An 11,888-nucleotide genomic window follows, 5' to 3' on the forward strand; every position below is an offset into this window, starting at 1 on the left:
GGCGGGCCGAAGGTCAAGCGGCCACCGGTGGCGGCAGCGTGGCGACCAGGCGGATCGATGCCGTCAGCTCTTCGAGCTGGAAGTGCGGACGCAGGAACACCGTGGCGCGGTAGGCGCCCGGCTTGCCGGCGATCTCGCTGACATCCACCCGCGCTTCACGCAGCGGGTACTGTGCCTTGATCTCCTGCGGGGCGTTGTCGTTGATCAGCACGTAGTCGGCGATCCAGTTGTTGAGGTAGGCCTGCACATTGTCACGGGTCATGAAGCTACCGACCTTGTCGCGCATGATCACTTTCAGGTAGTGGGCGAAACGCGACGCCGCCAGCACGTACGGCAGCATCGCCGAGATGCGGGCGTTGGCATTGGCTTCGTTGGTGTTATAGAGCTTGGACTTGTTGGTGGTCTGGCCACCGAAGAACACCGCGACGTCGCTGTTTTTCTTGTGGCACAGGGCGATGAAACCCAGGTCGTTGAGTTCCTTCTCGCGGCGGTCGGTGATCGCCACCTCGGTCGGGCACTTGAGCGACAGGTCGCCGGAACTGGTGCGGAAGGTGTGGGCCGGCAGGCCTTCCACCGCGCCACCGCCCTCGGCGCCACGGATCGCCGCGCACCAGCCGTACTTGGCGAAGGCTTCGGTGATGCGTTGCGACAGGGCCCAGGCGGCGTTGCCCCACAGGTACTTGCTGTGGTCGCTGCCATTGACGTCCTCGACGTAGTTGATGCCTTCCACCGGCTTGGTGTCCGGCCCATAGGGCAGGCGCAACAGGGTATGGGGCAGGACCAGGGAGACGTAGCGCGAATCTTCGCTTTCGCGGAACGAGCGCCACTTGATCAGCTCCTGGCTCTCGAAGATTTTCGACAGATCGCGGGGCACGGCCAGTTCGGTGAAGCTGGTCATGTCGAACAGCTTGGGACTGGCGGCGGCGATGAAGGGCGCATGGGCCGCGGCGGCAACGTTCGACAGTTTCTCCAGCAGGCCGATGTCCTGCGGATGGCGGCCGAAGGTGTAGTCGCCCACCAGCAGGCTGTAGGGGTGCCCGCCGAAGGTGCCGTATTCGTCTTCGTAGATCTTCTTGAACAGTGCGCTCTGGTCGAATTCGACGGCTTTCTCCAGGTCGTTCTGCAGCTCTTTCTGGCTGACGTTGAGCAAGCGCAGCTTCAGCCGGGAACTGGTCTCGGTGTTCTGCACCAGCATGTGCAGGCCGCGCCAGGAGGCTTCGAGCTTCTGCAGGTCGGGGTGGTGCAGGACTTCGTTGAGCTGGGCGCTGATCAACTCGTCGATCTGGCCGATGCGGTCGTTGATCATCGCCACGGTGTCTTTGTCGATCGCCATGCCTTCGTCGAGGACCTGGGTGGCGAACTCCGCCAGCATGTCGCGGGCGTAGTCCTGCTGGCTGTCGTCGTGGGCCATGCGCCCTTCGGCGATGATCCGATCGAGCAGGGACAGGGTCTGGGTCGTACTTTCGCTGGCTTGGCTCTCAGTGCTGGATGAGGCAGGCATGGCACATGCTCCCTGAGTGAGTGGGCGATCAGGCTTGTGGTTCGGCGGGCGCCGGGGCGTCGCCGTCGGTGGCGGCCTGGTCCTGCGGACGGGCCGACTTGATCTCCTGCAAGCCTTCGGTGTTGGCGATCACGTCGCGCAGCAGCTTGTCCAGGTCGTCGTTGCCGTCGAGCTTGGTCAGCAGGTCGCGCAGGCGCTGGCGGGCTTCGAACAGGCGGCGCAGCGGGGTGACTTGCCCGACCACCTTGATCGGGTCGAAATCCTCGATATGGCTGAAGTTGAGTTCGATATTGAGCTTGCTGCCGTCGCCGCCGAGGGTGTTGTCGACCTGCAGCGTGGCGCGCGGCGCCAACGAGGCGAGCACTTCGTTGAAGTTGTCCCGATCGATCTCGATGAAGCGCCGCTCGCTCAGTTTCGGCAGGGGATTGAGGGGCTTGCCGGAAAGGTCGGCGAGGATGCCCACCACCAGCGGCAATTCCTTCTTCTCGATGGCATCGCCGATCTCGACGTCGTAGGTGATCTGGACTCGGGGGGGACGGACTCTGTCGAGCCTGTGCTGAGTACTTTCGGCCATGGTGGCGGACTCCTGTGCATTGGTGGGAGCAATGCACCGGGGCTTCCGTTCATCGCTTTCCCTTGCTGAACCGTAGGTTAGAAAGGGCGGCAGATGAACCTGTCATTCCTTTGACAAACCTTCCCGCATTCGTCCTGTGGAGCGAACTATCCAAGACGCTAGAACACGTCTATAAAAATGCAAACAAAAACTTTTTTTGACTGCACTGGGAAAGGGAAAATTCATTTTGCGAGCCAGAAATATGTTTTTTATCTGCGCGCTGCTGCTCTGCGGGTGCTCGCTTTTCGGCCCGAGGGTAGGGCTCGACACGTTGACCCTGGATGTCGCGCCCCGGGCCAACGACGACACCCCGATCGCCGTGGATTTCGTCGCCGTGAAGGATGCGGACCTGCTCAAGCAACTCTCTGGCATGAGCGCCAGGCAGTGGTTCGCCGAGCGCGAGCAGTTCCAGCGCGACTATCGGCAGATGATGTCGGTGTGGGGGCTGGAGCTGGTGCCGGGGCAGTTCATCGGCGACCAGCGGTTCCCCCTGGGGGGCGAGCGAGCCGCTGGACTTTTGGTCTTCGCCAGCTATAACACACCCGGAGCGCACCGACTGCGGCTGGACGATCAGAGCAGCGCCTGGCTGAAGTTCAACAGCCGCGAGATGACCCTGCTCAGCGCCGATACACACTGATCAAAACCGCCAGTCCACAGGGCAGAACTGCTTGAGTGGCGATGCCGGATGTCGAAGGGAAGCGTATGAGTCTGTTACCTGACGCGGTTTGCTGGCACGAGGGCATGCAATTGCTGCCCCAGCATTTTCAATTGCAGGGGCTGCGTGCCGAAGCGCTGGCGGCGCATCTCGCCCAGGCGTGCAACCCCTGGTTCTGGGGCGTCAGCCAACTCGATATCGATCCCTCGGCCCTGGCGGCCGGGCAGGTCAGGTTGCTGGCCTTGCAGGCCACCTTGCCCGATGGCCTGCCGGTGAGCCTCCAGGCGGGTATCGGGCCCACCCTGGAGCTGGACATCAATGAAGCGGTCGACGCCACGCCCGATGCCACGGTGACGGTGTACCTGGCCATCAGCCCGCTGTGGCGCGCCGGCCAGCTATTGCCGCTCAAGGGGCGCTTGCAATCGATGGTCGGCGACGCCTTGCCGGACCTCACCAGTGGCGAGTTTCCCGAATCGATCACGGTCTGGCGTCCCAATCCGCGGCTGTGCACCCAACTGAGCAAGGCTGATTCGGTGTGCCTGCCGTTGCTGCGCATTCGCAAGGAAGGCGGCGGTTTCGTGCCGTTGCCCTATACCCCGCCCACCCCGCGGCTGTTGCCGGAGTCGCCATTGGGACGCCGGGTGGCGGGGCTGTGTGCTCGGGCCCGGGAAAAATGCATGTTTCTCGCCGGACGCTTGCGCCAGGCCCAGCAGGCCGGTAACCAGGACGATGCTGCCGAAGTGCGGCGCCAGTTGACGGCACTGTGGGCGCGCCTGCCGGAAGTCGAAGGGGCCTTGAACAGTCGCCAGGCCCACCCTCTGGCGTTGCATGGCCTGTTGCTGGGCCTGGCGGGTGCCTGGGCGGCACTCGACCCGCTGGCAGGGGTGCCGGCCTTCGCTGCGCTGGATTTTCAGGAACTGCAGCGCGGCTACGACGAGCTGCTGAACTGGCTGGAGCTGACCCTGGAGTTGATTCGTGCCGGTTATCGCAGCCTGCCGTTCGAGCGCAGCGAGCAGTTGTTCTCCATCCTGCTGCCGGACGACCAGCCCAACCAGCGCCTGGTGATCGGCCTGCGCATGCCTCCCGGCGCCAGCGCCCAGGCCGCCGCCGAGTGGCTGGGCGGCGCCATCATCGCCTCGGGGGCGCATATCGCCGTGCTCAGCCGCCAGCGCATGGGCGGCCTGGTGCGTGAGGCCATGCAGCGCAACGAGCAAGTGGCCTACAGCGTCGGCGACGATACCCAGTTGTTCGTGGTGCATGCCCAGGGGCAATGGTTCGATGCCCGGTTGCCGTTGCAGATTGTCGCACCGGCTGCGGCAATGACCAGTAGCCCGTGGCAGGTGGTGCTGTTCGTTGCGCAAGCCAGCGAGAAGGGTTGATCAGGGAAGGGGTGTCAGATGCCGGAAGGAAATGGCGGGAGGGTGTCGCGGCGCTTGCATGAAGCGCCGCTGAGCAGTGCGTTTCGCCAGGCCTGGCACGAATGGCTCGACGCCTGGAACGAATTGCCCAAGGACAACGACGACGAGCAACGGGTCGAGGTCGTGGCCGAGCTGTCCACGCAGATTGCCCAGCGCCTGTGGCGATCGGCTTTTGCCAAGGTCGGCGATGCCGCCACCGAGCAGGTCAAGGCGGTGGTCTATGCCTTTGTCGCGTTGGTGGACGAAACCCTGCTGTACAGCGCCTGGCCCGGCCAGTTGGCCTGGCAGGAAAAACCCCTCGAGTCGCGCATGTACGCCAGCCGCCAGGCCGGCGAGCGCCTGCCCATGGCGATCCAGGCCGTGCTGGATGAGCAGTCGCCCACCAGTCGCGACCTGGCCAATGTCTATCTGCAATGCCTGATCCTGGGCTTCCAGGGCCGCCTGCGTGGCGAGCAGAACCAGAACCTGCATGAGAAATGGCGCCTGGCGCTGTTCGAGTTCGCCTGGCAGCACGAGGCCGATTATGCCGATGTCGCTCAGCGCCTGGAGCGGCCCGCGGCGGTGGAACCGGTGCGTCTGCCGGTACGCCTGTCGTTGCCCGACGGCTTTCGCCTGGGCCTGGCGATTGTCGGCATGCTGCTGGTGATGAGCGTCGTGGGACACCTGTTCTGGCGCGATATCGGTCAGCAACTGGAGCCGGTGATGCAACTGACGGACGTGGAGGGTGACTCATGAGCACCCTGGGGATCATCGCTTCGGTCGTGGGCGTGCTGTTGCTGCTGACCGTGCTGCTGGTCGCGATCTGGTGGCTGCGGACCCAGAGCGGGGCGGCGATTCGCAGTTTCTACCTGGCCGTGCGCCATGTGGAGCAGGAACAGGGTTCTCACGATCGTTATCAGTTGCCCTGGCTGCTGATGCTCGGCGATGAGAACCAGGGCGCACAGCTATGTAGCCAGTGGCGCCTGCAGCCCACCGACCAGCCTGCCTGGTTCGGTCGGTGGTGGTCGGACCCGGAAGGCGCGGTGCTGGTGGTGCCCCAGGCACTGTTCCTGCCCGATGAGGGCCTGAACCTGCAGCGTGGCAGCTGGTGGCGCCTGCTCGGGTTGATTCTGCGGCTGCGCAGCAAACGGCCGCTGGACGGGGTGATCTGGCCCGTGTCGGCCAGTCGCCTGGTCGATCTGGAACAGGCGGCCAGCCTCGGGCTGGCGGCGCGGCGGCGGTTCATCGATGTGCTGCAGCGTTTTGGCATGAGCTTGCCGGTGTATGTGGTGATCACCGGCATGGAAGAGCTGCCGGGTTTTCAGGAACTGATTTCGGCGCTGCCCGCCGAGGCCCGGGAGCGGGCGCTGGGCTGGTCGTCGCCTTACGCGCCGGAAGCGGTCTGGCAGTCGCAATGGAGCGATCAGGCGCTGGATCAACTGCATCGGGTGCTGGCAGAGTCGCTCATCGAGATCGGTGCCTTGTCCGGGCACCTGGGCGAAGACCTGTATCGCTTGCCGGAGCGGATCGAGGCGTTGCGGCGCAATCTGCAAGCCTTGCTGGAACCGGTGTTCCAGGGCAATGCCCAGGGCGAGGCGCCGCGGTTTCGCGGGGTGTATTTCACCGCCAATCAAGCGGCCGAGGCACTGACCGAGCGCAGCGAGGCGATCTATGCCAGCGCGCCACGGCACAGTGCCTTCGCCCGGCAATTGTGGCAGCGCCGGATAGTCGCCGAGCGCGGCCTGGCCCAGGTGGTGCCACGCTTGCTGCGCCTGCGCCAGCGCTGGCAGCGGATCACCGCCGGGGTGGCGCTGGTGGTGGCGGTGCTGTGGGGCGCGGCGATGGTCTGGGTCTGGCAGGACTCGGTCAAGGATGCCCGCGAGCTGTCGCGCCTGTTGCTGGGCGCGCAAAAGAATTACCAGGCCGTCAGCGACGAAGCCCATCGGCTGGAGCCGACCCGGCGCAACGTGCAGCACTTCTGGCGGGTACTGGAGAAAGCGCCACGCTGGAGCTTTACCTCGCTGGCGTTTCCCACTTCGTGGTTTTCTTCGCTGGACACGCGCCTGACCCTCGAACTGCAACGCACCGCCCACAGCCACCTGTTGCATCCGCTGCAGCAGATGCTGGGCGCGGACCTGGAGCAGCTCAAGGCGCTACGCAACACCGAGCGGCGCAACAACGTCGAGAGCGAGGACCCGGCGCAATGGCAGAACTACGCCAAGGCCAAGGACCTGGTGGAGCGGGCCGTGCGCCTGGAGCAGCAGAACCAGTTGTTCGCCCAGGCATTGAGCCATTCGAAAACCCCGCTCGACGACCTGGTGCAACTGAGCAACGGTGCCCTGGCGCTCAATCTCAATGCCGGCACCCTGCGCCGGGCGGCATTTTACAACCGGGTCTTGCTCGATCCCGAGGCCGGCGATCTGCAGGCGCTGGACCTGGCCAGCGAGCGACCCACCATCAGCAACAACTTCGAAGGCTTGATGGAGCGTTGGCTGGACCAGTATTTCCTCGCCGACAACTTCGTGCGCCAGGCAGGTTACCTGAAGCTGCACCTGGAGCGCCTGGAAGCCGGTGGCGGTAATTCGCTGACCGAACTGGAAGACCTGCGGGCGCTGATCGACGATCTGCAGGCCCTGATCGGCCTGACCAATTCCGCCTGGGGCCGGGGCAAGGGCCAGGACCTGGTGCCCGGTTACACCGAGTTGATGGGCAAGGTCCGCCAGAGCAGCCTGCTCGGGCCCCAGGTGGAGCAGGGGCTGGAACTGCAGGCGGCGAAACTGCAGCAGAGTTTTCGCGATCAATGGATAGTCCAGGCCGGCTCCCGGGGCAACCTGCTGGTCCAGCAAGGCAGCGGGCAGTTGCTGTTGCAGGAGCATGTCAGCCAGTTGAACAACGCCATCGAGTCGTTGTTCAAGCGCGATTTTGTCGCCATCGCCCTGCGTGAGGACCAGGCCGGTGACAGCGACATGCAGGACCAGGCGGTGGATACCGACGGGCTCAACAGCGCGCTGAACTATTTCTCCAGCTACAAGAGCTACGCCAGTGAGGAATTACCGCGTATCCCGCCGGCCTATCGCAGCGCGGTGCTGCAGGCGGCCGAGGACGCGGCGGCCAAGGCGATGTGGCTGAGCCTGGAGGACCGCGACCAGTCTGCCTACGGGGGCGCTGCCTTCAACGTGCAGACGCCGTTGGCTGTGTCGGTGCAGAAGGCTTTTGTCGAGATCAAGCGCAGCGATCTGGCGACCCGCTTGCAGGGCGCGCTCAATCGGCGGGCGCTGGCCGAGGTGTCCAGCGGCATGGGCGAGATCGAGGCACAGCCGCTGTTCAGCGAGCGAGCCAGTATCGGCGCCTGGGACGGCTCGAAAAATCTCGGCTTGCAGTTGTATGGCGCGGTTGATGTGCAGGACTTGAAACTCAGCCTCAAGCAGCAGTTCAACACCATGCTCGCTATCATCGAACAGCGCACCCCGGCGCTGGAATGGTTGAAGGTCCAGCAGTCGAACCTGTCGGCGATGGATTACGAACAGGTCGCGCAATTCAATGCGCTGAACGAGGAACTGCACCAGTACAAGGAGCAGAACCTCGCCAGTCCCCCGGCGCAGATCGAGCAGTTGGTCAGCCGCGACTTCATCGAAATGGATGCGGGCAACTGCGCACAGATCCTGCAGACGGCCAATCTGTCCGGCGGCCGCGGCACCCTGGCCCAACGGGCCCTGGCGTTGCAGCAAAGCGCGCTGCAACGTTGCCTGTTCCTGCAGCAGCAACAGGCCGCCGCGGCCTGGAACGAGCTGGCCAGTTACTTCAACCAATACCTCGCCGAGCGTTTCCCCTTTGCCCAGGGTCTGCAGAGTACCGATGCCGATCCGGCGCGGGTCCAGCATCTGCTGGAGCTGATCGACAGTCGCCTGCCCGCGGCCCAGGCCGGGCTGTTGCTCAGCCAGTCGCCGGAACGCCTGGCGGCCGAGGATTTCCTCAAGCGCCTGCAACAGGCGCGGACCTGGCTGGGGCCGTTGTTCCTGCGGGACAAGAGCGGTGTGCTGGGGCTGGAGATAGACGTGCGCTGGCGCACCGACCGCGAAGAAGAGCGGGGCGCCGACCAGGTCATTGCCTGGGGCCTGAATGCGGGTCATCAGCAGATCGGCTATCCCGGCGAGGCCCAGCAGAACCTGCGCTGGATGGTCGGGCAGCCGGTGCGCCTGAGCCTGCGCTGGGCGAAGAACGGCTGGCAGCGGCCGGTCAGCGATCCGGCCCAGCCCAGCCTGGCGGTGCGCGATCTGGAAGCTGGCTGGGAGTACGGCGGTCCCTGGTCGTTGCTGCGTCTGATGCGCAGTCACAGTTCGATCCAGCGGCAGCCGAACCTGGACTACACCGACTTCCCGCTGGCCCTGCGCCTGCCAGTGACGGCCCAGACCAATACCGAGGAGCAGACCCTGATGTTCGTGCGCCTGTCGCTGATGACCCAGGGTTCCAAGTTGCCGCTGTCGATCCAGCCTTTGCCGACCCGGGCGCCGCGCTCGCCGTTCCTGTCGGGTGGCTCGGTGGCCAGCAGCGAGGGGGGATTGTGAGCCTGCCTTGGACACCGTTGCCGGAACTGATCGAGCACCTGTTGGCGCCGCTGTCGGCGGACTCGCCCTGTGGCCAGGATCTGCGTTACGCGCCCGAGTACGACCAGCTGCGCGAACTGCGCCGCGAGGACGATACCAGCCTGCCCACGGGAGTCTGGTCGTCGGCGATCAAGCGCGCGCAGTGGGCGGAAGTGGAAACGCTGGCGACCCGCCTGCTGCTCGAGCGCAGCAAGGACTTGACGCTGGCTTCCTGGCTGGGTGAAGCCTGGCTGCACCGGAGCGGCCTGGAGGGCTTGCCTTCTGCCTTGGCGCTGGTGGCGGGGTTGTGCGAACGCTTTCCCGAAACCCTGTATCCCCTGGCTGAGGAGGGCGACCAATCCTGGCGGGCGATACCGCTGGAATGGCTGGTGCGGCGTTACGCCGAGGTGCTGCTGACCCGGGTGGCGCTGTTCGACGCGCCGGGCGGCGAGGTTGGCGATTATTGCCTGCATGCCTGGCAGCAATTGCAGGTGCGGCAAGTACAGGCCAACGACTCCAAGGAGGCCAAGACCTCGGCGGAGGCGGCGCGCCAGGAACAGAACAAACTCAACGAACAGGTACGGGCCACGCCGTTGTCATTCTGGCTGCGCCATCAGGGCAACCTGCTGTTGAGCCATCAGCACCTGCAGCGCCTGGAAGCCTGGAGCGATACCTGGCTGGGCGACCAGGCCCCGGGTTTTACCGCCCTGCAGCAGGTTATCCAGGGTTTTTTGCTACTCATCGAGGAATTTATTGCCATGCATCCTCGTCAGCCCACGCCGCCACCGCTCCAGGTGGCGGTCCAGACAGCGGTCGATGTGGCACCGCAGGAGCCCGCCGCAGCGCCACCCGACGTGGTGCCAGGGGCGACGGGCGAGCCGGTCGATCGCGAAGAGGCCTACCGCCAGTTGCTGCTGATCGCCGAGTACCTGGCTCGGACCGAGCCCCATAGCCCGGTCCCTTACCTGATCCGGCGCGCCGTGGAGTGGGGCAACAAACCGCTCAACGAACTGCTGGGAGAGCTGCTGTCCGCCGATGCCGAAGCCCGTCGGGTCTGGGCCTTGCTGGGCGTGCTTTAGTTGTTGGGCTCTGGCAGCGTCAGCGGGGTCAACAGCGGCTGGCCGCTGAAATGGGCGACGAGGTTCTTGCCCACCAACTCCACCGTGGCCTGGGTCGCTTCCGGCGACAGCCCGGCGACGTGCGGTGTCAGTACCACATTGTTCAGGGTCTTCAAGGCGTCCGGCACCCGCGGCTCGTCGTCGAACACGTCGAGGGCCGCGCCGGCGATGCTGCGTTGCTCCAGGGCCTGCAGCAGGTCGGCGGTATTGACCACGCTGGCGCGGGCGATGTTCACCAGGAAACCCTCGGGGCCCAGGGCCTGCAGCACGGCCTTGTCGATCAGCTGGCGAGTGCCTATGCCACCGGGCGTGGCGACCATCAGGAAGTCCGAATGCCGCGCCAGCTCGGTCGGGGTCGGGCAGAAGCTATAGGGCACGTCGCTGCGGATCTGCCGGTTGTGGTAGCTGACGCTCATGTCGAAGCCATTGGCGCAGCGCTTGGCGATGGCCAGGCCGACGGCGCCGAGGCCGAGGACACCCAGGCGCTTGCCGGCCAGGGAGGGGCGCATGACTTTCGGCCATTCGCCACGCCGCACGGCGGCATCGGCGCGGGGAATGTCGCGCACCAGGGACAGCAACAGGGCCATGGCGTGGTCGGCCACCGACGAGGCGTTGACCCCGGCGCCATTGCTCACCGCGATCCCGCGGTTGCTCGCGGCCTGCAGGTCGACCTGCTCGTAGCCGGCGCCGATCACACAGATGATTTCCAGGTGCGGCAGGGCGGCGATTTCTTCGGCGGTCAGGCCCAGCGGGCCGCGGGTGAGCACCGCGTTGATCTGCCCGGCATGGGCCTTGATGGCGGCCGCCCGTTCGCTGGGCGTCGGCGCGAGGATCAGGTGGAAGCCCTGGTTTTCCAGGATCCACAGGTAGTCGTTGATGGTTTCGACGAGGACCAGGACGGTGGCGGGCATGCGTGTCTCCTGAAGGACTGAAGAGGGAGGGACGGCGTACGGCACATCGACGGCAATCGGCGTACAGCGCATGGCGCTGCTGTACCCTGATAAACCACTCAAGCGCTCAAGATTGCGGATTGCAGGGTACTTTGGCAAGGCGCATTCGCGGGGTTTTCCCGCGACTGCGGCCTGGAAAGCGTCGCCGCCCTCAAGGGCCTGATCGCCCGTACGCTGGGCTCCTGCAGAAGCCACGGCGATCACGGTCTTGTGTCTGACGCCGCTCCTGCAGAGAGGGCATTCAGAAGCGCATATCGGCGGTTTTCACTCGCCGGACAAAGGCGCCGTCCAGGGTCGCGTTGTGGTGGTCGATGATCGTCCGGGCCGGCAGCGCCGGGGTGTCCATGCAGGTATGGGCATCCTCCACCAGCACGGCGGCGAACCCCAGGTCCAGGGCGGCGCGGCAGGTGGCGTCGATGCAGTACTGGGTTTTCATGCCGACGATCACCAGTTCATCGATCTGCTCGGCCCGCAGGTGCTCGGCCAGCCCGGTGCCGGCAAAACAACTGGGGCGGGTTTTGTCCAGCCGCTGGTCGCTGGCCTCGAGCTGCAATTGCGGCAGCAGTTGCCACGGCGCGCTGCCGGCGGCGCTGGGCGAGCCTTGCGGGCCGGTATGGCGCACGGCGATCACCGGCGCGCCGGCCTGCCGGGCGCGGTGGATCAACTGGTTGATGTTGTCGAGCACGCGTTGCCCCTCGAAGGGCTGCTCTGGCCCGTGAAACAGGCCGACCTGCATGTCGACGATCAGCAGGGCGGGGCGTTGGGCCTGGGGTGACGGCATGGTGTTTCTCCTTGTGAGCCAGCGGGACGGAGAAACAAAAGGCCCCGTCCATTGCTGGCGGGGCCTTGGGTTCGACTGCGCTGTTGTCAGCTCATGCAGCAACCACACGACCCGCCGGAAGCGGTCGTGGTGGTAGTGCGGGTGAGGCGGCGCGGGAAAGGATTCATGGCGCCGATCATGGAGCCGGGGGCGAGGGCTGTCAATCCGAGAGCAATGCGGGTTTGAGTGTCCGGGCATGGGCGGTTTTCAGCCGCCGAAGGCCTGTTGCCGCTTTTTGCAGCGCTGGATCA

General features: G+C 65.4%; 9 protein-coding genes. 5 read left to right on the forward strand and 4 right to left on the reverse strand.

Annotated features, from left to right (window positions below):
* Positions 1-13: 13 nt before the first annotated feature.
* On the reverse strand, positions 14-1,501 hold the full coding sequence (gene tssC / locus IF690_RS12910) for a type VI secretion system contractile sheath large subunit (RefSeq protein WP_202700365.1): 1,488 nt from the start codon (positions 1,499-1,501) through the stop codon (positions 14-16).
* A gap of 28 nt (positions 1,502-1,529) precedes the next feature.
* Entirely contained in the window at positions 1,530-2,075 is a 546-nt protein-coding gene (tssB, locus tag IF690_RS12915) for a type VI secretion system contractile sheath small subunit (RefSeq protein WP_202700366.1), read from the reverse strand.
* A gap of 241 nt (positions 2,076-2,316) precedes the next feature.
* Here tssB and IF690_RS12920 point away from each other — a divergent pair, with 241 nt between their 5' ends.
* From IF690_RS12920 to tssA, 5 genes are all read left to right on the forward strand, one after another.
* Complete coding sequence (locus IF690_RS12920) at positions 2,317-2,751, forward strand: hypothetical protein (protein WP_031286385.1); 435 nt, start codon at positions 2,317-2,319, stop codon at positions 2,749-2,751.
* Positions 2,752-2,816: 65 nt separating this feature from the next.
* Positions 2,817-4,148 (forward strand): type VI secretion system baseplate subunit TssK, encoded by a 1,332-nt coding sequence (tssK, locus tag IF690_RS12925; RefSeq protein ID WP_202700367.1) that lies wholly within the window; start codon positions 2,817-2,819, stop codon positions 4,146-4,148.
* Between the two features lie 18 nt (positions 4,149-4,166).
* Positions 4,167-4,922, forward strand: a complete 756-nt coding sequence (locus tag IF690_RS12930; RefSeq protein WP_202700368.1) for a DotU family type IV/VI secretion system protein — start codon at positions 4,167-4,169, stop codon at positions 4,920-4,922.
* Positions 4,919-8,731, forward strand: coding sequence for a type VI secretion protein IcmF/TssM N-terminal domain-containing protein (locus tag IF690_RS12935; protein WP_202700369.1), 3,813 nt, complete (start codon positions 4,919-4,921; stop codon positions 8,729-8,731). Before IF690_RS12930 ends, IF690_RS12935 begins: the two co-directional genes overlap by 4 nt.
* Positions 8,728-9,828, forward strand: a complete 1,101-nt coding sequence (tssA, locus tag IF690_RS12940) for a type VI secretion system protein TssA (protein WP_202700370.1) — start codon at positions 8,728-8,730, stop codon at positions 9,826-9,828. Before IF690_RS12935 ends, tssA begins: the two co-directional genes overlap by 4 nt.
* Here the strand turns inward: tssA and IF690_RS12945 are convergent.
* On the reverse strand, positions 9,825-10,778 hold the full coding sequence (locus tag IF690_RS12945) for a 2-hydroxyacid dehydrogenase (RefSeq protein ID WP_202700371.1): 954 nt from the start codon (positions 10,776-10,778) through the stop codon (positions 9,825-9,827). The genes tssA and IF690_RS12945 overlap by 4 nt on opposite strands.
* Positions 10,779-11,058: 280 nt before the next feature.
* The gene (locus tag IF690_RS12950; RefSeq protein WP_202700372.1) at positions 11,059-11,598 is read right to left on the reverse strand and encodes a cysteine hydrolase family protein; all 540 of its coding nucleotides are present in this window, start codon (positions 11,596-11,598) and stop codon (positions 11,059-11,061) included.
* Positions 11,599-11,888 lie beyond the last annotated feature (290 nt).

It is taken from the genome of Pseudomonas sp. SK3(2021) (genome assembly GCF_016772375.1).
Lineage (GTDB): Bacteria > Pseudomonadota > Gammaproteobacteria > Pseudomonadales > Pseudomonadaceae > Aquipseudomonas > Aquipseudomonas chlororaphis_I.

Excerpts from the sequence above, each read along its gene's own strand:
- tssC (WP_202700365.1), bottom strand. The coding sequence starts at position 1,501 with ATGCCTGCCTCATCCAGCACTGAGAGCCAAGCCAGCGAAAGTACGACC.
- tssB (WP_202700366.1), bottom strand. The coding sequence starts at position 2,075 with ATGGCCGAAAGTACTCAGCACAGGCTCGACAGAGTCCGTCCCCCCCGA.
- IF690_RS12920 (WP_031286385.1), top strand. The coding sequence starts at position 2,317 with ATGTTTTTTATCTGCGCGCTGCTGCTCTGCGGGTGCTCGCTTTTCGGC.
- tssK (WP_202700367.1), top strand. The coding sequence starts at position 2,817 with ATGAGTCTGTTACCTGACGCGGTTTGCTGGCACGAGGGCATGCAATTG.
- IF690_RS12930 (WP_202700368.1), top strand. The coding sequence starts at position 4,167 with ATGCCGGAAGGAAATGGCGGGAGGGTGTCGCGGCGCTTGCATGAAGCG.
- IF690_RS12935 (WP_202700369.1), top strand. The coding sequence starts at position 4,919 with ATGAGCACCCTGGGGATCATCGCTTCGGTCGTGGGCGTGCTGTTGCTG.
- IF690_RS12945 (WP_202700371.1), bottom strand. The coding sequence starts at position 10,778 with ATGCCCGCCACCGTCCTGGTCCTCGTCGAAACCATCAACGACTACCTG.
- IF690_RS12950 (WP_202700372.1), bottom strand. The coding sequence starts at position 11,598 with ATGCCGTCACCCCAGGCCCAACGCCCCGCCCTGCTGATCGTCGACATG.